Below are 21,105 nucleotides of genomic sequence, written 5' to 3'. Positions count from 1 at the left end.
CCAGATCGAGATCAGGATCTGCACATACCGACCGTCACATCTTGGGTGGCGGCGAGACACAATTCAAACGTGGTTTGGCCAGCGTCGGATTAGCTTCGCGACGCGACTCATTCGGGCGTCATATGTGCGACGCCCAGAATGTCTGTAGCGTTACTCTCGAGCTCCGACTATGCTACGGTTCGGTTTACATTTGACGGGACGGCAGGGTGGCTGACGATCGGGCTGAGAACCACGAAAACAAAGTGAGACATGAGGACCCGGACGCGAATTTTCACCCAGAATCCAGGTCGGAGGACGGTTCCGAGGAGAAGAATGGCGAAAAGAAGCCGTCGCTTCTCGAGCGCTACCCCATCATTCGCTACGTCCTCATCGCCGCGCTTGTCGCCGGCATCATCGCGGCTATCGTTTGGTACATGAATTATCGCGCGAGCGGCCAGTTCCTGCAGTCGACCAACAACGCCTATGTGCGCGCGGACTTCGTGACCGTCTCGCCGAAGGTGGGCGGCTATGTCGAGCGTGTTCTCGTCGCCGACAACCAGCCTGTCCGTCGCGGTCAGCTGCTCGCCGTGCTCGATCCTCGCGACTACCGCGCCAATGTCGAAGAGGCGCAAGCCCAGATCGCCGCAGCCGGCGCCAACATCACCACTGCGCGCCGGACACTTGATGAGCAACAGGCCACGGTCGCCCAGGCGGCCGCCCAGGTCGCGAGCGCCGAGGCTGCCGCCGCAGCGGCAGAGAACGAGGTAAGACGCTACGAACCGCTCACCCGGACAGGGGCGGAATCGCGTGAGCGGCTGGCAAGCCTGGTGCTTCAGCGTGACCGGGCTGCCGCGGAGCTGCGCGCGCAGCGAGCGGCCTACCTCGCCGCCCGTCGCAGTGTTGCAACCCAAGCGGCTCGCATCGGTCAGGCGGAGGCGCAGCGTGGCACCGCGCAGGCGCAGCTTGCGCGCGCCTCGACGGACCTCGGGGCCGTCGAGATCCGCAGCAGCATCGACGGCGTTGTCGCCGACAAGGCCGTCCGGGCTGGGCAATATGTCCAGCCGGCGACCCGGCTGATGTCGGTGGTGCCAGTCGATCAACTCTACATCGAGGCGAACTTCAAGGAAACTCAGGTCGCGCTGATGCGCGTCGGGCAGCCCGTGACCATCAAGGTGGATGCACTGGACGGTGCCGAACTGCGAGGCCGGGTCGCCAGTTTTTCTCCGGGGACGGGCGCGCAGTTTTCCCTCATCCCGCCCGAGAACGCGACCGGGAACTTCACCAAGATTGTCCAGCGCGTGCCCGTGCGGATCAGCATCGAGGCGGGTCCGGAGGCGCGGCGGGTGCTACGTCCCGGACTGTCGGTGGAGGTGACGGTCGACACGATCGGCGCTAAGGGAAGCCGGGAACGAATAAAGCAGGAAACCGAGCGGCTGAAGCGCGGCGAGACGCAGGGCGCGCGCTGATGGCGGCGGAACGCGCCGGCCTGCGCGACTGGCTTGCCGTTGCTGCAGGCACGATCGGGTCGTTCATGGCGCTTCTCGACATCTCGATCGTCAATGCGGCCCTGCCCACAATCCAGGGCGAAATCGGCGCGAGCGGCACCGAGGGCACCTGGGTCGCGACCTCCTATCTCGTGGCGGAGATCGTCATGATCCCGCTAAGCCCCTTCCTGGTGCGCCTGTTCGGTCTGCGCAACTTCCTGCTGGGCGCGGCGATCAGCTTCACCGGCTTTTCCGTCGTGTGCGGCATCTCGACGACGCTGCCGATGATGATCGCTGGCCGTGTGGGCCAGGGCTTTACCGGTGGTGCGCTGATTCCGACTGCCATGACCATCATCGCGACGCGGCTGCCCCCGTCACAGCAGCCGATCGGCACCGCCGCGTTCGGCGGCACCGCGATCCTCGGCCCGGTGCTCGGGCCGATCATCGGTGGTTGGCTCACCGACAATTACAGCTGGCATTATGCCTTCTTCCTCAACGTGCCGGTCTGTGCCGGGCTCGTCCTGCTCCTGCTGTTCGGGCTCAAGCACGAGAAGCTGCGGCTCGACCAGCTGCGCCATGCCGACTGGTTCGGGATCGCGGGGCTCGCGATCGGCTTGGGAGCGCTCACCGTCATGCTGGAGGAGGGACAGCGCGAGATGTGGTTCGAGTCCGCGATGATCGTGAAGCTCGCGATCGCAACGGTGTTCGGCTTTGCGCTCATCACGATCGGACAGGTCCGCTCCGCGCATCCGGTTCTCAAGCTGTCGCTGATCTTCAGCCGGTCGTTCGGCAGCGTCTTTGTCCTCAGCCTCGTTATCGGCGTCGTGCTCTACGGCGTGACCTTCCTGATCCCGCAATTCCTTTCTTCGATGGCGGATTACAGCGCCTTGCAATCGGGAAAGGTGGTCTTCGTCTCCGGCATCCCCGCCCTCATGCTGATGCCGTTCCTGCCGCTCGCGTTCAAATATCTCGATGTCCGCCTGGCGGTCTTTGTCGGCATGACGCTGATCGGCGTCAGTTGCGCCATGGATTGGCATCTCACCGCGCAGTCTGCCGGGGGCGATCTCACAGACTCACAGCTCGTCCGCGGCTTCGGGCAGATCTTTGCCATGATGTTCCTCAACCAGGCCGCGATCAGCGCCGTGGCTCCAGAGGATGCCGGCGATGCGTCGGCCCTGTTCAACGCGGGACGTAACCTCGGCGGATCGATCGGCCTCGCGCTGATGGCGACCCTTCAGGACCGGCAGACCTTTCTCCATTTCAACCGGCTGGGCGAAACGGTGTCGGCCAACGCGGCGACCACGCAGGAATGGTTCGCGAAGGCCATGGCCATGCCCTCCGGCGAAGCCGGCGCCTATCGGCAGCTCGCGGGTCAACTCCTCGAGCAGTCGACGGTCATGGCCTATAACGACCTGTTCTTCGCGCTCGGCATCGCGATCGCGATCACCACGCCGCTGGCGCTGTTCCTCCGCCCGATCTCCTCCAGCACGCAGATGGCGATGCACTGATGAAACGACTTAGCTGGACCATTCTCCCCTTTCTGCTGACCGGATGCGTTGTCGGACCCAATTACGGAGGCCCGCCGAGCATCGCGAGCGGGGAGCGCCCCGGATCGACGTTCCGCCGTGCGGATCAGGCGATCACGGTACCACAGCCTCCGATCGCACGCTGGTGGGAGGGCATGGGCGATCCGCAGCTCACGGCTCTGATCGACCGCGCGCTCGCCGCGAACCCAGACGTGGCGATCGCGGAGGCGCGCATCCGCAAGGCGCGCGCGAGCCTGCGCGAACAACGCGCGAACCAGCTTCCCACCGTATCGGCGTCAGGCACGGCGATCGTCGCCGATCTTCCCGCAGGCTCGCTCGCGTTGCCGACGCAGGGCGAGCAATCCGATCGTATCAGAGCCGAATTCTACAACGCCGGCCTTGATGCGTCGTGGGAGATCGATCTGTTCGGCGGACGGCGCCGCGCGGCCGAAGGTACCGAGTCCCAGGCTCAGGCGGCCGAAGCCAACAGAGCTGATGCGCAGGTTCGTCTCTCGGCGGAGGTGGCCCAGAACTATGTGACTTTGCGCGAACTCCAGCAGCGCCTGATCCTCGCCCGCCGCTCCGCGCAGCTTCAGCAGCGATCACTCGCCCTGCTGCAACAGCGCGAGCAGCGCGGTGCGTCGTCCCGCGACGAGGTGGTGCGGTTGACGACCGAGCTGACCCGCACGGAGGCCGGGCTGTTGCCGCTCGAGGGACAGATCGCGACCACGCTGGACCAACTCGCCCTGCTCACTGGCGACGAGCCCGGTGCACACGATGCGTTGTTGTCAACACCGGCGCCGATCCCGATGATCCCAAGGACGGTTGCGATCGGCGATCCTGCCGCGATGCTGCGACGACGACCTGACATTCGCGCGGCCGAGCGGCAGCTGGCGGCGTCGAACGCGCAGATCGGAGTCAACGTCGCCCGACAGTTCCCGTCAGTCAGCATCATGGGGATCATCGGCCTGGGCGGTCCCGATATCACCGATGTCGTCGATCCCGGCAGCGTCGCGGGCCTTCTCCTACCGCGGATCAGCTGGAATTTCCTCGACTTCGGCCGCAATCGTGCCCGCGTCGAGCAGGCCCGGGCAGATCGCGATGAGGCGGAGGCGCAATATCGCAAAACTGTCCTCGCCGCGCTGTCCGATGCGGAAACCAGCCTGACCCGCTTCGGCAACCAGCGCCGAAATCTGTTTTCGGCAATCGCGAGCCGGAACGGTGCCAGACAGTCGGCGACCTACGCCGTGCAGCGCTTTGAGCAGGGAGCGACACCACTCACCACGTCACTTGATGCCGAACGCGCGGCGCTTTCCGCTGATCAGTCGTTACTCGAAGCGACGGGTGAACTAGATCGTGCATTTGTCGCGCTGCAAAAGGCGATGGGACTTGGATGGAGCCAGCAGTGACGGTCTTGCAACCATGCCAGGGAGGGGCCTCGACCGCGTGACCCCGCCGCTTCTGCCGCCACCTGCCCAATATCTGCGTGATGACGCGATCAGGGGTGGGATGGACCTGATGTTCTTCGCTCACCGGTCCCATTTGGCTAACGCCGACGCTGAGCTGGCCAAGCAGAACCTCGGGCGGGCGCATCACCGGGTTCTATATTTCCTCGGAAGGTATCCGGAGATTTCGGTCAGTGAACTCCTGGACGTTCTCAGTGTCACCAAGCAGTCGCTTGGTAGGGTCATGAGGGATCTGATGGATCGCGGGCTCGTCTGCGGACGCGTCGGGGAACGGGATCGTCGTCAAAAGCTGCTTTCGCTGACGGATGAAGGACGAACGCTCGAGAACGCGCTGTTCGAGGATCTCCGGCGAAACATGGCAAACGCCTACTCAGCTGCAGGAGAGTCCGCCGTAACAGGCTATTGGGTAGTGATGCAGCACCTGATGCGGAGCGAAGCTCGCACGCAATTTGGCCGTCTGCATTCGCGGCAGTGATGCAAACAGGTGCCGGACCAGATCGAAGGAGGGCTTCATCGACCTGGCCCGGCGTTTATCACCGACCTGCAAGCCCGGAGGGCGTGAGGGACTTGCCGGTGGTGAGCTCGTTCTCCAGCACCGGGACCGCAGTACCGGCGACCTGTTGCAGTGCCGGGTCGGTACCGTCCTGCGCGTAGCCCTTGTGAATGGCCCAAGCAGCCTGCTGCACCTGCGCCGACTGGGTTAGATACAGGTTATCGAACGCGCTCTTCGGTGCCTTCTGCAGCAGCTTGAGCAGGGCGGCGCGGTCGGCGGACAGGGTTGAGGAAGGCGCCTTGATCGTGCGCTGATCGTTCTTCAGCGCCGCCAGTAGCGCCTTGTGGCTGCTTTGCGTTTCGGCCAGCACCCGCTTCGCATAGGCCTTGACGTCATCACGCTGCGCACGCGTCGCGGCGAGCTGCGCCGCCTTGATCTGGTAGAGGTTGGCGTCGGCCGCGGCGAGTACGTAATTGGGTCCGCTCTGGCTCGCAATCGGCGAGACGCCGACGTCGGCGCTCGTCATCGTTCCGGACGTGGCGGGCGAAACGGCCTGCGCCAACACTGGTACCGGCGCCAAGGTGAGCAGCGCAGCAACTATCGCAGTCTTCATCGAGATCCTCCATTGGTGGTCTTTGGCATTGACCGAGATTAGCGGATCGAACAATAACGAAACGGAACGGTTCCCTTTACAAACCTTGCCCCAGTGATTCTACTGGGGGAGCGGCCGCTCTGACGTCTGGAGTGCACGGCGATGGAGAACACGATGGCTTCGGGAACCGTTCCCATGCGGGTCGAGCCGGAAGCTGAAGCGCCGCGCCAAATCGTCGGGTCTTCGTTGCGCAGGCGCGAAGTCTCGAGTGTCTCGATCGCGTTCGCCCTGCTCTGCGTCGCCTACCTCGCCGGCTGCGATCGAACTCCTCGCCAGGCGCCGCCGCGAGCAACGGACACGATCGGGGTGCCCCCGCAGACGTCCACCATCGACGTGCCTATTGTCGCGGACCTGGGCAAGCTTGCGGCAAGCCTCGAACAGGCGGTTCCGCGTCGTCTCTGGTCGATCGACAAGCCGGGGCAGACCTGCGTACCGCCGAAGCAGGTCAAGATCCTCTTCGCCAAGATCAAGACGCCCACCATCCGGTGCCGCATTACCGGTACTGTCGTCCGGGGGCCGCTGATGTTGGAGGGTTCGGGGAAAACGATCACCGTTACCATGCCGCTTCACGCCGCGATCAGCGCCCGGGATGTGGGAGGCGTGCTCAGCCGGGAAACGGCCGAGGCGGACGCCCGCGTCAGGGCCGCGGTAAGGCTCGACATCGCTCGCGACTGGTCGCCGCGCGGTACGGTGTCGATTGCTTACGACTGGACCGACGAGCCGCACGTCGACTTTCTCGGCCAGCGCATCGAATTCACCAGCAAGGCCGACGCCAAGCTCGCCGACGTCGTCGCGCGCCTGGAGCGCACACTGCCGCAGGAACTCGTCAAGCTAAAGTTGCGCGAGCAGGTCGCGCAGGTCTGGGCCGCGGCGTTCACCTCCCTTGAATTGAACCGGGCGAACCCGCCGGTGTGGATGCGGATCACTCCCCGGCAGTTGAGCTACGGAGGATACACCATCTCTCGCAATCGGTTGAACCTGGCGCTGGGACTTACGGCCGGAACGGAGACCTTTGTCGGCGATCGGCCCCCTGATCCGCAGCGCCAACCGCTCCCCGCCATGTCGCGCAAGGAGCCCGGACCCGGCCGCATCCTTTTCGCCATCCCCGTCATCGCCGACTATCGTCAGCTGGAGCCGGTCCTCGCCAAGGCATTGGTGAAGCGTTCCCGCCGCCCCTTCGAAGTGCCCGGGGTCGGTGCCGTGCGTGCGCAGTTTCACCAGGTGACCATCTATGGCACGACGGGCGGCAAGATCGCGGTCGGGCTGCGCTTCAGCGCGGCAGCCGAAGCCGAGGAGCCTTCGCGAGGAACGGTCTGGCTTACCGCCACGCCGCGCAATGCCGTCAACGATCGCCGCGTCGCGTTCGACGATCTCACCGTTGCCGGTGTGACCGACTCGGTCCGGACGAGTCTGCTCCTGAAGCTCGCCAACGCACCCGGCATATCCAGCACCGTGTCCGCCGCGCTGACACAGAACTTCGAGAAGGATTTTGCCGAGTTGCTCGGGAAGGTCGGCCGGGCGCTTGATGAAAAGCGGATCGGCGACGTGGTTGTGCACGCGCATATTACGGACGTGCGCACAGGCCAGCTGAAGGCCACGGGGCAAGGCGTGTACCTGCCCGTGTGGGGACGCGGCACGGCCACCATCAGCCTTGCGAAACGATAGAAGATGCCGAAGGTCGCGACTGCACCCTGCACAGACCGGCGCATTGCCCTCCAATGCTCATGGCGCCAAATCCTGATCCCATAAGAACGCGAAGCAAGATATGCTGCATTGCCTCAGCGGACGAAGCCAGGATGGCGATCGCGGCGGGCGCCGATGCGCTCGGGCTGGTGGCGCGCATGCTCTCTGGTCTTGGTCCGATCTCCGACACGGCAATCGCAGGGGTGACGGCGCTCGTGTCACCGCCGGTCGCAACCTTCCTGCTGACGTCTGAGACGACCGTCGACGCCATCTTCACCTATGTCCGCGCACCGGCCACTACAGCATCGACAGCAGCGCCGTCCGCGCCCATGTCTCAGCGGCAGGCGGAGAAGGGGAGCTCATCGACGGCTCTTGGCTGCTCGCGGGGCGTGTTCACCTCTAAGCTTCACTGCTTGGCCGATGCCCTCGGACGACCGCTCGCCCTTCATCTGACGGGTGGCGAGGCGGCAGACTGCAAGGCGTATGATGCCCTGATCGTTCTGCCCGAGCGCATCCCCGACGCCTTGTTGGCAGACAAGGGATACGATGCCGATGCGATCCGTGCCGACCTTTCCAAACGGCATATCGGGCCCGTCATCCGCGGCCGATCAGACCGCCGGGTGAAGATCGAGCATGACCGCACGCTCTACAAGCAACGTAACCGCATCGAGCGGATGTTCGGCCGCCTCAAGATCAACCGCGCCATCGCTACCCGCTACGACCAACTGCCCAACAGCTTCCCCGGCATGGTTCACCTCGCCACCGCTCGAAACTGGCTCTAATTTGTCCACGTCGCCTAGCCGCTGGCTGTACGTGCCGCGGATCGCGGGCGGACGACGAAGTGGCAAGGCGGGATCTGCCTTACGATGAGCGAAGCGTTCTCAGTCCGTCCAGGATCAGGGCTAATCTACGGTCGAGTGCAGCCGTTCGCGAGGGCTGTCGATCGAGGCCCCAGCTGCAGCCGATCATGCGACAGGCGACCATCACGTCATCGCAGGTGATATCAGAACGGATCGCGCCTTGCGCCTGGGCTCGTGCAAGTGGAGCCGCGATCACAGCATGGATCTTCTGCTCCTGCTTCAGCGTGCGGAAACCTTCGGGCAGATCTGGCAGAGAAGCCATGAACCGATCGTAGATCATGGACATATCCGCCAGCATCCGCAGAAATGCTAGAGGCTCGATCTGCGGATTGGCCAGCTGAGCCGCCATGTTCGCCAGTTCCTGGTCAAGTACCGCATGGTAGAGGGCCGCCCGATCCGCGAAGTGTCGGTAGAAGGTGGCGCGGGTGACGTTTGCAGCCTCGCAGAAACTCTCCATCGGCAAATCGCCGCCCTGCTCACGGAGAAGATGCTGGCCTGCCTCGATCAAGCGCTCACGATTTGCTGCCGCATCTCTGCGCACGATGTTCGTTACTCCTCGCGGCCGTCGAGGCGGGCAGCCGTCACGTCGTCGCCTGCGCCAGCGACCGGACCATTTCGTCGTATTGCCCTTCCCGCTCGGCGTCGCGGAACGGGCGCGTCGCCGCCGCGATCGCCTCGTCATCGCCGCGGTCCAGCAGCGGCATCAGCTCGTCAATGAAGTCGCCTAGCGGCGTGGCATCCGAATTGTCCGCTTCTCTGGGCATCAGGTCAGTCTTGGTCAGCGGTGGTGCGACCTCGATCACGGCGACCAGGTTGCCGCGCAGCTGCTCGCGCAGGCTGATCCTATAGGAATGAACGGCTGCCTTAGTCGCACAAAAGGGCGGCACGGACGCGTCGGGCACGAAGGCGAGGCTTGAGGAGACGTTGATCATCCGCGCTCACCGTCGGTGATCAGGATGGTGTTGCCGGAAGTGGTCACCGATCGGTCCTCGCTGTCGTGGAACTCAGCCGCCGCTGCCCCCGCTACCGCCGCCGCCGTTCGCTCCCGCACCGGACGTGCCGCCCTGGCCGCTCGCGCTGCTCTGGCCCGCCTGGCCGGCGTTGCCCGATGGCCCGGACTGCAGGCCCGCCGGGGGAACGCTGCCGGATGTGCTTGCCCCGCCTCCACCTTGTGCGCCCGAGACGAGGCCACTGCCCTGGCTCGGCATGCCGCCCATCGTCCTTCCGCCTTCCCCGCCCATTGCACCGCCCTGCCCGCCGGCGGCGCCGTTGGCGGAACTCATCATGCCGCCCCCGCTTCCCCCGCCCCCCTGCGCCGGGCCGCTTCCGGCGGCGTAGCGGGTTGCGAGGTCGGCATGGGTAGGGATGGTCTGGCCCTTGGGCTCGTCATCCAGCGGGTCTGAGCAGGCCGAGATCGCCATTAGCAGCACCAGCGGCAAGCGTCGCGCCATCATGCACCCTTCTCCTTTGCCGAGGCGGCCGGCACCTGCCAGCCTCCGCCGAGCGCTTTCTGCAAAGCGACCCAGTCCACCGTTACCTGCGCGCGCGCGTTGGTCGCCAACACCTCGGCCTCGGCAAGATCGCGTTCGGCGGTCAGCACATCCAGCAGCCCCACCAGACCGGCTCGATATTGCTCGTTCAGCACCGCGCGGGCACGCCGACGGCGCTCCACCGTCCGCTCCGCCAGTTCCAGCCGCTCGCGGTTGCGCGCGGAAGCGACCAGCGCGTCCTCCACCTCGCGAAAGGCAGTGAGCACCGACTGGCGGTAGGTTGCGAGCGCTTCATCCACCTGCGCGCGCTGCGCCTCGACCTGCGCCTGCCGGCGACCGCCATCAAAGATCGGCGCGGTGATGTTCGCTCCCAGCGTGAACAAAGTGCTTGCGAACTCCAGCAAGCCTCCGGTGCGCAGCCCGCCATAGGAAGCGTTGAGCGATAGGCTGGGATACAGGTCCCGCACCGCTGCGGCCTCCCCGTTGGTTGCCGCGGCCAGCTGCCGCTCGGCGGCACGGATGTCAGGGCGACGCAGCAGCAGCTCGGAGGGCAGCCCTGACGCCACGGCAGCTGCCGCGGGGACCGGCCGCAACGGCGCGAGCGTCTCGCGAAGCGCTGCCGGCTCGCGTGCGGCGAGCACCGCCAGGCGCTGAGAAGCTTGCGTCTCCTGCAGCTTGAGTTGCGGGATCTGCGTTTCGATGCCGAGCACCTGCGCATCGGTGCGGGCTGTGTCCGCCTCCGTCACCAGGCCGGCGCGCTCCTGCTCCAACGCCAGTGCCTGTGTCCGGCGCGCGATCACCAGGTTGCGGCGCAGCACCGCCAGTCGCGCCTGTACCTCGCGGACCACCAGGTAGTCGCGCGCGACCTCGGCGGCGATGCTGGTACGCACGTCCTCGATGTTGAAGGCCGCCGCCGCGACCCGCGCGTCCTCGGCCCGGATGCGGGCGCGGTTGGCGCCGAACAGGTCGACCTCCCATGTCGCATCAAAGCTCGCCTGATAGAGCTCCAAGGCGGAGCTGGGAATGTCGTCGATCTTGATCTCCTCACCGCCGCCGGCGTCCTGCAGGTTCAGCTCGGCGCTTCCCTTGCCACTCTCCTGCCGCTGGGCCGCGCCGGTTCCGTCCAGCGTGGGCAGGCTGGCCGCGCGCGTGACTCCGCGCTGCGCCCTCGCCCGCCGCAACCGTGCGCGCGCGATGTCGAGATCGAGGTTGCGCGCCAGCGTGTCGGCGACCAGTGCATCGAGCGTTGGGTCGCCGAGCTGCGTCCACCATTGTTCCAGCGCACCGGCCTGCACCGCCGCCGGCAGCGGCGCATTGGCGTAGGGTCGGGCGAGCGCCGGCAGCGGCGCGGGCTCGGCATAGCGCGGCCCGGTCGCGCAGGCGGACAGGAGGAACACGGTAGGGAATGCGAGGCGCTTCATGCTTCCTGATCCTCCGGGCTGGGCTTGCCCCTAAGGAAGAAGAGCAGCGGCAGGCAGGCGGCGATCACGCATGCGACGGTGAAGAACACCGCTTGGAACGATAGCACCGACGCCTGGCCGTCGATCACCTGGCTGAACTGCTCCGGCGAGCCGTATCGCCGCAGCGCTTGCTGGTACTCGTCACGCCACGGCGAGGCATAGGATATCAGCTGCTCGCGGAAGCTCTGCTGCCCGCGCTCCAGCATGGTGACGGCCAGAGCGGTGCCGACCGAGCCGCCCATGTTCACCGCGATTGCCATGAATGTACCGGCTTGCTCGCGCAGCTTGCCCGGAACGCCGATGTACGACTGGCTTTGCAGCGGCGTGTAGATCAGCCCGACACCAAGCTGCTGGGCGATGCTGAAGCACACGATTTGCCAGAAGCTCATGTCGGGATAGATGTGGCCTGACAGGTACATCCCGATCCCCACCGAGACGAAGCCTATGCCGACCATGTGGCGAGTCTCGATCTTGCCCGTGAGGAAGCCGGTCACCGGCATCAGGAACAGCACGGGCAATGCACCGAGACCTAGCACCATGCCCGCAGTTGTCGAGTTGTAGCCCAGCTGCTGCTGAAGCAGCAGAGGCACGATCGCCGGCGTGCCGAACAGGGTTGCACCCGTCACGAAGATCAGTGTTACGGAGATGGCCGTGTTGCGGTTGCGGAACAGCCGGAAACTCACCACCGGATCGCGCGCTAGCAGTTCCCAAGCAGGCCAAAGCAGCAGCGACGTGCAGCCGATCACGGTCGCCCACAGGATCGGGGCCGAGGCGAACCAGTCGTTGGTCTGGCCTCGGTCCAGCACATAGGAGATGCAGCCAAGACCCACCGCACCAAGCAGGAAGCCGAACCAGTCGAGCCGCAGGCCCTTGGCTCGCCGCTGCTTGGTTCGCTTCTTCACCGCGGGCGGATCGTTCAGGAACAGGATACACCCCGTGACCGCGGCGATGCCGGTGGGCACGTTGATCCAGAAGATCCAATTCCAGCTGAAGTTCTCCGCGACCCAGCCGCCATAGACCGGACCGATCGCCGGCCCCAGCACCACGGCCATGCCGTATAGCGCGAAGCCCAGGCCTCGCTGTTCGGCCGGCAGCGTATCGGCGATGATCGAGCTCTCGCTGGCGGCGTTCCCCGCAGCCGCCATGCCCTGCAGGATACGGAAGGTAATCAGGCTCTGGATGCTCCACGCCATCGCGCACAGCAGCGAGGCGAAAGTGAACGCCGCGACGCAGAAGATATAAAACGGCTTGCGGCCGAAATAGAGCGAAGCCCAGCCCGACAGCGGCAGGATCGCCGCCTGCGCGACCAGATAGCCGGTGAGAATCGTGTCGCTCGACTCCGGCGAGGAAGCGAGATTGCCGGCGATCGTGTTCAGCGCAACGGCAAGCCCGGTCGAGTTCATCGTCTCGAACAGCGTGCCGAAGCTGACCAGCCCGGCGATCGCCAGCGGCGGCACACCCGGCCTAGCAGCCGAGCGCGGCGTGTCGCTCACGGCATCACCTTGACGCTCGCCGACACCGACAGGCCGGGCACCACGTCGGCATAGGCCGGGAACTCGCGGAAGGCGTCGCGGCGAAAGCGGATCTTCACAGGCACGCGCTGCACCGTCTTGACCCAATTGCCCGTCGCATTCTGTGGCGGCAGGGCGGAGAATTGTGCGCCCGACCCGGCCTGGAAACTGTCTATGTGTGACGGCCTGCAATGATGATCGGTTCGACGCGAGATAAAGGGCGCACTCTGGCGCATAGTCTGTGAGACCGTCGAGGTGCTTGGGCGCACGTTATTCGAGAACCAGCGTACGATCTTTGAGACGGACGCGAGACGGTCATCAGTCAGCGCACGCTTTGTGAGACCTTCAAATCGGCACCGGCGACGCGCATCCGTCGCTGGACTGTGCGCATGTTACGATCGTGAGAGCCCCATTGATGTGACGCCGAGTTAGCGGCTATCGCCTTCGGACCCACTGAATTGGTGTTCATTGGACCGCTTAATCACAGCATGTAGCCGATATCCGAAGCCCCGGACGGATAAGCGAACATGGTCGATTTCAGATCGTCGGCCGTCAGACCATGCCGGATCGCGAGCGCGAACAGATTGATGACCTCGTCCACATGCGGTCCGACCAGGTGAGCCCCGAGCACCCGGTCGTCGCCTTCATCGACCATCACCTTGAACCCATAAACCGGTTCGGCCGCTTGCCGCGCGGAGTACCAGTTGGGGACCAGATTGCTTTTCACGCGGAAGCGCAGGCCCCGCTCGCGCGCTTCGGCTTCGCTGAGCCCGACCGAAGCGATGGGAGGAAGCGTGAAGGCGACGCTGGGGATACCCCGATAGTCCGGGCGGAGGTGGTTGCCTTCGAGCATGTTGCCGGCGACGACCTTGCCGTCATGGCTCGATACCGGCGTCAGCGGAGGCCCCATCTGGGCCGCGTCGCCGGCAGCATACACCGCCGGGTTGGAGACGCTTTGCAGATGCTCGTTGAGCGTGAGGCGGCCCCGCTCGTGTGCGATCCCCGCCGCATCGAGGTCGAGTGCTTCGAGCGCCGGGCGTCGCCCGGCAGCATGGACGATCAGATCGGCCGCGAAGCTCTTGCTCACCCCGCCCGTGGAGGCGCGAACCGAGAAGCCGTCGCCTGTCTTGTCGATCGCCTCGACCTCCGTATCGAGCTGCACGTCGATCCCCGCATCGCGCAGGCGGGGCATCAGCCAGCCGACCAGATCGGGGTCGAAGCCGGTCAACATGCGCGGCCCGCGTTGGAGGATGGTCACTTGCGCCCCGGCGTTCGCCGCGATTGTAGAGAACTCCGCCGCGATGTATCCACCCCCGACGATCACGATGCGCCGGGGCAGGCTCTCAATCGCCAGGAACGCCTCATTGTCGATGACGTGCTCTTCGCCGGGCAAGCCGAGCGGGACCGGTTCGGCACCGCTGGCAACAAGGAAATGGCCGCCAACCAGCGTCTTTCCCTCCACGACGAGGCTGTTCGCGCCGGTGAAGCGAGCCGGGCCGTGGTAGGTATCCACCCCGGCCTCATGGTAGCTTCGTTCATGTTTCCCCGGCACCGGATCAGTGAAGGTGCGCTTGAACGCCATCAACTCGCGCCAGTCGATGCAGTCCTTTCCCACCACGCCGTTGCTCCGCATCCGGCGCGCGTCGTCGATCACAGCGGCCCCGTGGCGTAGCATCTTTTTCGGATCGCAGCCGCGCAGGGCGCAGGTGCCGCCATAGGGTCGGCAGTCGATCACGGCGACGCTCTTGCCGGCCTTGCGAACGCGCATGGCCGCTACCCGCGCGGCAGTTCCCGCGCCGATGACGACCAGATCATAGGTGTCGGGCACGAGCTTCTCCTTGGCGTGGTTCAGGTTCCCCGGCTGGCGTGCCGTCAGGCGCAGCAGCTCGCCGTTGATCCCGACGCGCGCGCTTCCTGTATCGGGGGACAGGGCACGTCACCGAAGGAGCAATAAACGCAACAGTCCCCGGCGTTGGGGCGAAGCACCGCGGCGCAGCCTTTGCAGTCGTAGAAGAACTGGCACGCATCGGTCGGCATGGTGTCGGTCGATTGGTGGCCGCACTTGGGGCAGGTCAACGTGGAGGTGAGCAGCATTACAACACCCAATTCATGAGGATAGGCTCGATCGAGCCCCAGATAGCGGCCAGGCCGACCAGCACAGTTGCCGCAATCAGGAGGCCGACGATCCGGCGCGACCTGACATCAACCGCACAGGCGTCCCCCGGCGCACAGGCCGTCTCGCGCTTGCGCCACCACATGGCCCAAGCGACCACGAGCGCGACCGCGCTCAGCACCAGAAGCGGCGCGCGAATGCTCGCCAGCCCTACGAAGCTGCCGGCGAGCCCAGCACCCACGCCGAGCGAGGCGAGCGCGAGTGGCAGAACGCAGCAGGCCGCGGCGGCCGTGACCGCGCCCAGGCCCAACGCAGCCGCTATTGATGCGACACCCCGGACGGGCGGCCCACCCGGTGTTGAGGGTTGCCTTGCGACGGTATCCGTCATTATCTGTTCCTCGATGGGATCGGATTGCTGAACCGCCGCCCCGGAGGCGAAACAAGATCGAGAATCGACACCCCGATCATCAACACCAGCCCCGCATACAGCACCCATTCCGCCCGAACGCCGCGAAGCGACATCAGCAGGGCGGCGATGAGAACAAGCACAGGTCCAGTGACGCCTAACGCTAGGCGCAGCCAGGTCTTGTGACGAAGGCCGGTGCGGAGGTTCGCCGCCAATACGATGAGCGCGGAGAGCGGCAGAACGTATCGGATAAAGGGGCCTTCATACTGGCTCAGAAAACTCAGGCCGATCCCGGCACCGAGACTGCCAAGGGCGGGAAAGCACGCCGCACAGCCGAACGAGGCGATGATCGCGCCGATCACACCCGTTTTATCGGCCGTTCGCGTTAGGGAGTCCTCAGTAGGCACAGCCGTTCCTTTCACCCGCTCCGCCGCAGCGACTCACCGCGCTCGCCTTGGCTCCTCGACAGGATCATAGTCGAAACCTTATATGCACCCTCCAGCAACTGTAGGGTCAAGGGCCGTGGCTCTGAAAATCGGCGACCTCGCCAAGGCGACCGGCACAAAGGTGCAGACGATCCGCTATTATGAGGAGATCGGCTTGCTGCCCGCGCCGGCGCGCACCGAAGGCAACTACCGGACCTATGCTTCGGCGACCCTTCGCCGGCTGTCATTCATTCGCCGCTCGCGCGGCCTTGGTTTCAGTCTCGACCAAGTGCGAGAGCTGCTGGGCTTGGCCGACCATAGCGATTGGTCCTGTGCCGCGGTCGAGACGATCGCGCGCGAGCACAGGGCGGCGATCGAGCGCAAGATCGCCGACTTGGCAGCCCTGGATGGCGAGCTGGCGCGTATCATCGACCGATGCGGACACGGCACCGTTGCCGAGTGCGGCATCCTTGAAGCCCTGTCTCCTGCCTAAGACGGCAGTGCATTACCGCTTCTCCCAACAGCGCGCGCGGCTCGCAAGAAATACGTCCGGTTTCCTTGTGGTCGCAATCGGCCACCCGATCGCGGCCGTTCAGAACGAGAAAAGCCGTTGCGGAAACCAGCGTCAGAATGCAGGGTGGTAGCTGTCTTTCCTTGCGGGTGAACCGGCCTTCTCATGCTGATCGGATACGTCCGCGTCTCGAAAGCCGACGGCAGCCAGACGCTGGAGCCGCAGCGCGACGCGCTGCTCGCGGGCGGCGTCGACCCGAGCCGCATCTACGAGGACCTCGCATCGGGTCGGCACGATGCTCGGCCTGGCCTGACCGCGTGCCTGAAGGCGCTCCAGCCCGGCAACACGTTGGTGATCTGGAAGCTCGACCGGCTCGGCCGTGATCTCCGTCACCTCGTCATCACCGCAGAGGATCTGCGCTCGCGCGGGATCGGGCTGAAGGTGCTGACGGGTGCCGGCGCGCAGATCGACACGACGACCGCCAATGGCCGGCTCGCGTTCGGCATCTTCGCCGCATTTGCCGAGTTCGAGCGCGAGCTGATCACCGAGCGTACGCGCGCCGGGCTCGCTGCAGCGCGCGCCAGGGGCCGGTTGGGCGGGCGCCCGCGCAAGATGGACCGCTCGACGCTGCAAATGGCAATGGCGGCGATGAGCGACCGGAAGGCGGTCGCGGCTGAGGTGGCCAAGCGGCTCGGCATCACGACCACGACGCTCTACCACTACATCAACGGCGACGGCACGCCCAAGGCCCCCGGCCAGGCGCTCCTCGACGGGAAGGCGATGCCCAAACCTCCCACCCGGGCTCGCGAAGAGCGACAAGCGGCGTGACCGTCTGGCGAGCGCCCGTTCCAGCCGAGGCGCTCGCGACCCTGAAACGACGCCTCGCGGCGCTGCCGCCCCGGCACCCCGACCGCAAGGAGATGATGGCGTCGACCTGCCGGCTCTACGCCGTGTCGCGCGCCACCCTGTACCGTGCGCTACGCGGCGAGCACCGTCCCCGCGACGCGCACCGCTCCGATCGCGGGCACGCGCGCGTCATGGGCGACGGCGAGATCGAACACTGGTGCGAGATCGTCGCTGCGGTGAAGAAGAGCACCACCAACAGGAAGGGCCGCCACCTCTCGACCGCGCGGGCGCTCAGGCTGGTCGAGGAGCATGGGGTCCACACGCCCGATGGCCATCGCAAGCTCGCGCCCGGGTTGCTCACCATCTCGACCCTCAACCGACATATGCGCCGGCTCGGGTATGACCACGCGCGCCTGACACGAGAGCCCGCGGCCGTCCGTTTCCAGGCGGAGCACGCCAACGACCTGTGGCACTTCGACCTGAGCCCGTCCGACCTGAAGCAACTCGCGGTTCCCCCGCCCTGGGTCGACCTGGAACGGGGCGGCGCGCCCACGCTGATGCTGTTCTCGGTCGTCGATGACCGGTCGGGGCTCGCCTACCTCGAATACCACTGCGTATATGGTGAGGATGTCGAGGCGGCGCTCGGTTTCCTGTTCCGCGCCATGTCGGCCAAGCCGGACGGCACGACCAACCCGCTCCAGGGTATCCCCAAGCAACTCCACCTCGACAACGGCCCCGTCGCGAAGTCAGCCGTGTTCAAGCGGGTAATGGAGAGCCTGGACGTGATCGTCACTCCGCACATGCCGGCCGGATCGGACGGTGCGCGCACGACCGCACGCGCCAAGGGCAAGGTCGAGCGGCCGTTCCGGACGGTGAAGGAGGCGCACGAGACACTCTACCATCATCACCAGCCCGACACCGAAGCCGAGGCGAACGCTTGGCTGACCCGGTTCGTCGATCGCGAAAATGCGCGCGATCACCGGCACGAGGCTCACTCGCGCGTCGATGACTGGCTTGAGCGCCAGCCCGAGGGCGGGGTCCGCGCGATGTGCGCGTGGGAGCGGTTCTGCTCGTTCGCGCGCGAGCCCGAGCGGCGCATGGTCGGGCTGGACGCGCGGGTGTCGGTCGCGGGGGTCACCTACGAGCTCGACCCCGAGCTTGCCGGCGAGGCGGTCGTGCTGTGGTGGGGGTTGTTCGACGCCGAGCTGTTCGCCGAGCATGGCGACGAGCGCTACGGTCCGTTCGATCCCGTGGGCGGCCCCGTACCGCTCCATCGCTACCGCAAGCACCGCAAGAGCAGGCGCGATGTCCGCCAGGACCGCGTCGCCGAACTCGCGACCCGCATTTCCATCCCGCGCTCCGCGCTGTCGGGTGAGCCCGACCTGATCGCGCGCGAGCCGCACCGCGCCATGCTCGCCACCCGCCCATTCGACGGTCCCGACCGGTTCGAGGAGTTGGCGTTCGCCACGCCGCTGAAGGCGCGCGCGGCGATCGCGGAAGAGCTGCGCGTGCCGCTCGGCAAGCTCAGCGCGGACGACCTCCAATTCATCGCCGACCTGCTCGCCCGCACGCTGGTCCGCGCGGAGGTGATGGTCGCCATCCGCGAACGGTTCCCGCCCGGCCGCGCCCATGCGGGATGAGGAGCCTGCCCCATGCTGACCGAAGTCATGCACCACTACCGGCTTGCCCGACCGCCAGTCGATGTTGGGTTCTACGAGACTGAGCACCACAAGCAAATCGTTCACGACCTGCGTACGACGATCATGGCGGGCCGGCTGATCGCGCTCACGGCCGTGATCGGGTCGGGCAAGTCGCTGCTGGTGCGCAGGTTGCGCGAGGCGCTGGAGCGCGAGAACCGCGTTATCGTGTCGCGCGCGCTCAGCCTGGAGAAGGCCAAGATCACGGTGCCGCTGCTCGTGTCGGCGCTGTTCTACGACCTCAGCCCGGACAAGCTACCCACCATCTCGCGCCAAGCCGAGCGCCGCGAGCGCGACCTCCAGGAGCTGTTCCGCAAGGCTAAGAAGCCGGTCGCGCTCTTCGTCGACGACGCGCACGACCTCCACGCCAACACACTGAAGGCGCTCAAGCGTCTGGTCGAGCTGGTTCAGGAGGGTGGCGGGCAACTCTCGGTCGTCATGCTGGGCTACCCGCGTCTGAAGAACGACCTGCGTCGCCCCACCATGGAGGAGGTGGGTGACCGCACGACGCTGTTCGAGTTCGGAGGGCTGCGCGACCGGCAGCGCGACTTCATCGACTGGGTGCTCCGGGCTTCGCTGGAAGAGGGCGTCGAGCCCGAGGAGGTCATCACCGACGACGCGGCGACGCTGCTCGCCGCGCGGCTGAAGACGCCGCTCCAGCTCAGCCGCTACCTCGTCCGCGCGTTCGAGGCGGGGTTCGGGATCGGCGCCAAGCCGATCGACGGCACCATCGTTGACGGCGTGCTGTCGCGCCGCCTCGACGACATAGAGCCAGAGCTGAACCGGCACGGCTACGACGTGAAGGCGCTGTGCGACCAGTTCGACGCCAAGCCCGCCGAGATCAGGAAGCTCATGCGCGGCGAGCTGGAGGGTACACGGGCGACCGAACTAACGGACGAGATGCGCATCGCGGGACTGCCAATATGAACGTCTCACGTAGCGTGCGTCGCGTGGCCTGCGTCTCGCGTCCGTTTCACCCGAGGTGCGCCCGTTCTCAACTATAGTGCGCTAGAGCACGGCTTCGGTCTCACGGAGCGTGCGCCAGAATAGACCTATAATCTCGCGCCGGGCCGACCATCATTGCAGGCCGCTACACCTATCAGGCGCGCCCCGACGAATGGGCTGACATGGCTTGGTCGCAGACCTACTTTCAGGACCGGCTCGACGCGGCATCGGTGCGAAGCTCGATCCGCCTGCAAACGGCCGCTACCGAGGTCGAAACGGTGGAAGCCCTACCCGCCGTCGTCGATACAGGTCTCGCACAGCCTGCACCGGGCAACGACGACACGCCGGCCTGACTCCGGCGGGTCAATCCGCCGGCATATCACTCGGCCGGGTCGGACGCATCGTTCCAGCGATGAAGAGGGGTGTGCCACGTGGCACAGCTACGCCAGCAAGGAACTGGTTCCCGAGCTGGGGCCGCGTTCGTCAGCTCGACGATCCAGCCACCCGTGTACGTGGGATCTATACGCCGCTTCGCAAAGCCATTCCCGTAAGGAGGACAAATGCCCGCAGGCCCTGGAACATCTTCCTCACCGCGTGAACTCGTCACCAAGGCGTTTGACTCCGCCTTCGTGATCGCCACCATATTAGCGGCCATCTATTTTGCCGGGTGGACCTACAGACAGGCCTATTTCGGCCGTTTTGCCATCGATCCGACCAATCTTGGCGGTTCGAACATTGCAGTTGCGGTGGAGGGCCTCGGTGCCATTATCACCACAACCGGCGCGTGGCTTACAGCGATCCTGCCGCTGCTGATCGTGACGGCGCTTACTTTGATTGCCGGCAAGCTCTTCGACCGCGCCAGGGCTGCATCGCATAGGCCGCCGTTTTTTGATCCTCTGACATTGTTTATGGCTCGGGTGGGGTGCGGGACCATTGTCATCCTCATTGTGGTCGCCGCTGGCCATGTTGCAGGTACGATCCGAGCGAAAGACCGCATAGGTAACATCACCCGAGGGGAGGTGTGGATTTACCATCTCGAAGGAAAGCAGGTGTCAGGTATCACGCTGGGGCAATCCAACGACATGACATGGGTTCTCACCAAAGAGGGTGTGCGGCCCCTCAAAACGGCAGAGATCCAGCTTATAGATGGCGCTCTATTCAACAGGGTTGCTACAGAACGCTAACGTCTAGGATCAGCGTGAAGCCGGGTGCGACCCTGCAAGCACCGCTCCTTTCGCTCTCTGCGCCGACCAAGCCGCCGTACCGCCGTCTCGGCCCTATTGGGTGACGATCCTCGCGTGAAAGGTGTGCCACGTGGCACACCTGATCGAAGCGCCTAGGGCGCGGCGTAAGCCCGTTCGCGCCGCTGCCCTCCCCCGGAGGCCATCCAGCGCCGGGGAACACCAAGGGCGGCTGCCCTTTCGTTCCCGAACGACAATCGACCGCCCGTGTAATCCGCCAAGCGTGGCACTCGACGCCCTGCAGGGCGTCGGCCACGCTAGGGCGGCTCGCCCGCGCCAGCGGTAGATTCTCGCCCTCCCTCCCCATCCCGTTCCTC

General features: G+C 65.7%; 22 protein-coding genes. 12 read left to right on the top strand and 10 right to left on the bottom strand.

Translation table 11 applies throughout. From position 1 onward, the window contains the following. Positions 1–242 precede the first annotated feature (242 nt). The 4 genes from ACP7A3_RS15700 (at position 243) to ACP7A3_RS15685 (ending at position 4,930) form a co-directional block, all read left to right on the top strand. A complete protein-coding gene (locus ACP7A3_RS15700) occupies positions 243–1,445 on the top strand; it encodes an HlyD family secretion protein (protein ID WP_298280165.1) in 1,203 nt (400 codons plus the stop codon). Next, positions 1,445–2,971: a DHA2 family efflux MFS transporter permease subunit gene (locus tag ACP7A3_RS15695; protein WP_298280164.1), complete on the top strand. Its 1,527-nt coding sequence runs from the start codon at positions 1,445–1,447 to the stop codon at positions 2,969–2,971. Before ACP7A3_RS15700 ends, ACP7A3_RS15695 begins: the two co-directional genes overlap by 1 nt. Continuing rightward, a complete protein-coding gene (locus ACP7A3_RS15690) occupies positions 2,971–4,398 on the top strand; it encodes an efflux transporter outer membrane subunit (protein ID WP_298808981.1) in 1,428 nt (475 codons plus the stop codon). The genes ACP7A3_RS15695 and ACP7A3_RS15690 overlap by 1 nt, the downstream gene beginning before the upstream one ends. 100 nt (positions 4,399–4,498) lie before the next feature. Further along, positions 4,499–4,930 (top strand): MarR family transcriptional regulator, encoded by a 432-nt coding sequence (locus tag ACP7A3_RS15685; RefSeq protein WP_298274868.1) that lies wholly within the window; start codon positions 4,499–4,501, stop codon positions 4,928–4,930. Positions 4,931–4,988: 58 nt separating this feature from the next. On the opposite strand, the gene ACP7A3_RS15680 is transcribed toward ACP7A3_RS15685, so the two are convergent. After that, positions 4,989–5,561 (bottom strand): DUF4142 domain-containing protein, encoded by a 573-nt coding sequence (locus ACP7A3_RS15680; protein WP_298274866.1) that lies wholly within the window; start codon positions 5,559–5,561, stop codon positions 4,989–4,991. A gap of 141 nt (positions 5,562–5,702) precedes the next feature. Between ACP7A3_RS15680 and ACP7A3_RS15675 the strand changes: the two genes are divergently transcribed. Together ACP7A3_RS15675 and ACP7A3_RS15670 are read left to right on the top strand one after the other, a co-directional pair. Then, a complete protein-coding gene (locus tag ACP7A3_RS15675; RefSeq protein WP_426256582.1) occupies positions 5,703–7,265 on the top strand; it encodes a DUF4403 family protein in 1,563 nt (520 codons plus the stop codon). A 131-nt stretch (positions 7,266–7,396) separates the two neighbouring features. Next, on the top strand, positions 7,397–8,065 hold the full coding sequence (locus ACP7A3_RS15670) for an IS5 family transposase (protein ID WP_426256581.1): 669 nt from the start codon (positions 7,397–7,399) through the stop codon (positions 8,063–8,065). Positions 8,066–8,144: 79 nt separating this feature from the next. Here ACP7A3_RS15670 and ACP7A3_RS15665 read toward each other — a convergent pair whose 3' ends face one another. The 9 genes from ACP7A3_RS15665 to merC form a co-directional block, all read right to left on the bottom strand. Further along, positions 8,145–8,684, bottom strand: coding sequence for a TetR/AcrR family transcriptional regulator (locus ACP7A3_RS15665; protein WP_426256580.1), 540 nt, complete (start codon positions 8,682–8,684; stop codon positions 8,145–8,147). A gap of 40 nt (positions 8,685–8,724) precedes the next feature. Beyond that, positions 8,725–9,075: an SDR family NAD(P)-dependent oxidoreductase gene (locus ACP7A3_RS15660; protein ID WP_426256579.1), complete on the bottom strand. Its 351-nt coding sequence runs from the start codon at positions 9,073–9,075 to the stop codon at positions 8,725–8,727. Positions 9,076–9,147: 72 nt separating this feature from the next. Then, entirely contained in the window at positions 9,148–9,597 is a 450-nt protein-coding gene (locus ACP7A3_RS15655; protein ID WP_426256578.1) for a hypothetical protein, read from the bottom strand. Continuing rightward, positions 9,594–11,054 (bottom strand): efflux transporter outer membrane subunit, encoded by a 1,461-nt coding sequence (locus ACP7A3_RS15650; protein ID WP_426256577.1) that lies wholly within the window; start codon positions 11,052–11,054, stop codon positions 9,594–9,596. Before ACP7A3_RS15650 ends, ACP7A3_RS15655 begins: the two co-directional genes overlap by 4 nt. After that, positions 11,051–12,586 carry a DHA2 family efflux MFS transporter permease subunit gene (locus tag ACP7A3_RS15645; RefSeq protein ID WP_426256576.1) on the bottom strand — a complete coding sequence of 512 codons (1,536 nt, stop codon included), beginning with the start codon at positions 12,584–12,586 and terminating at the stop codon, positions 11,051–11,053. Before ACP7A3_RS15645 ends, ACP7A3_RS15650 begins: the two co-directional genes overlap by 4 nt. Before the next feature lie 499 nt (positions 12,587–13,085). Beyond that, positions 13,086–14,432, bottom strand: coding sequence for a dihydrolipoyl dehydrogenase family protein (locus ACP7A3_RS15640; RefSeq protein WP_007406355.1), 1,347 nt, complete (start codon positions 14,430–14,432; stop codon positions 13,086–13,088). 44 nt (positions 14,433–14,476) lie between these two features. Further along, the gene (locus ACP7A3_RS15635) at positions 14,477–14,698 is read right to left on the bottom strand and encodes a GDCCVxC domain-containing (seleno)protein (RefSeq protein WP_082450164.1); all 222 of its coding nucleotides are present in this window, start codon (positions 14,696–14,698) and stop codon (positions 14,477–14,479) included. After that, complete coding sequence (locus ACP7A3_RS15630; protein WP_158005333.1) at positions 14,698–15,105, bottom strand: mercuric transporter MerT family protein; 408 nt, start codon at positions 15,103–15,105, stop codon at positions 14,698–14,700. The genes ACP7A3_RS15635 and ACP7A3_RS15630 overlap by 1 nt, the downstream gene beginning before the upstream one ends. Beyond that, positions 15,105–15,530, bottom strand: coding sequence for an organomercurial transporter MerC (gene merC / locus ACP7A3_RS15625; protein ID WP_133177339.1), 426 nt, complete (start codon positions 15,528–15,530; stop codon positions 15,105–15,107). The genes ACP7A3_RS15630 and merC overlap by 1 nt, the downstream gene beginning before the upstream one ends. A gap of 115 nt (positions 15,531–15,645) precedes the next feature. Between merC and ACP7A3_RS15620 the strand changes: the two genes are divergently transcribed. The 6 genes from ACP7A3_RS15620 to ACP7A3_RS15595 all read left to right on the top strand — a co-directional run bounded on the left by ACP7A3_RS15620 (position 15,646) and on the right by ACP7A3_RS15595 (position 20,731). Next, on the top strand, positions 15,646–16,041 hold the full coding sequence (locus ACP7A3_RS15620) for a MerR family transcriptional regulator (RefSeq protein ID WP_007406344.1): 396 nt from the start codon (positions 15,646–15,648) through the stop codon (positions 16,039–16,041). A gap of 183 nt (positions 16,042–16,224) precedes the next feature. Further along, positions 16,225–16,887 (top strand): recombinase family protein, encoded by a 663-nt coding sequence (locus ACP7A3_RS15615; RefSeq protein WP_007406363.1) that lies wholly within the window; start codon positions 16,225–16,227, stop codon positions 16,885–16,887. Continuing rightward, the gene (locus ACP7A3_RS15610; protein WP_007406365.1) at positions 16,884–18,545 is read left to right on the top strand and encodes an IS481 family transposase; all 1,662 of its coding nucleotides are present in this window, start codon (positions 16,884–16,886) and stop codon (positions 18,543–18,545) included. The genes ACP7A3_RS15615 and ACP7A3_RS15610 overlap by 4 nt, the downstream gene beginning before the upstream one ends. Before the next feature lie 12 nt (positions 18,546–18,557). Then, positions 18,558–19,529 (top strand): ExeA family protein, encoded by a 972-nt coding sequence (locus ACP7A3_RS15605; RefSeq protein WP_007406337.1) that lies wholly within the window; start codon positions 18,558–18,560, stop codon positions 19,527–19,529. Between the two features lie 200 nt (positions 19,530–19,729). Then, a complete protein-coding gene (locus ACP7A3_RS15600; RefSeq protein ID WP_426256575.1) occupies positions 19,730–19,900 on the top strand; it encodes a hypothetical protein in 171 nt (56 codons plus the stop codon). 207 nt (positions 19,901–20,107) lie between these two features. Further along, positions 20,108–20,731 (top strand): hypothetical protein, encoded by a 624-nt coding sequence (locus ACP7A3_RS15595; protein ID WP_056432825.1) that lies wholly within the window; start codon positions 20,108–20,110, stop codon positions 20,729–20,731. Positions 20,732–21,105: the final 374 nt, after the last annotated feature.

This window comes from Sphingomonas sp. DC5200-1 (assembly GCF_049897245.1).
GTDB classification, from domain to species: domain Bacteria; phylum Pseudomonadota; class Alphaproteobacteria; order Sphingomonadales; family Sphingomonadaceae; genus Sphingomonas; species Sphingomonas aquatilis.
Note: the sequence above shows the minus strand (reverse complement) of the source record. Positions and strands in the feature narration are given on the sequence as shown.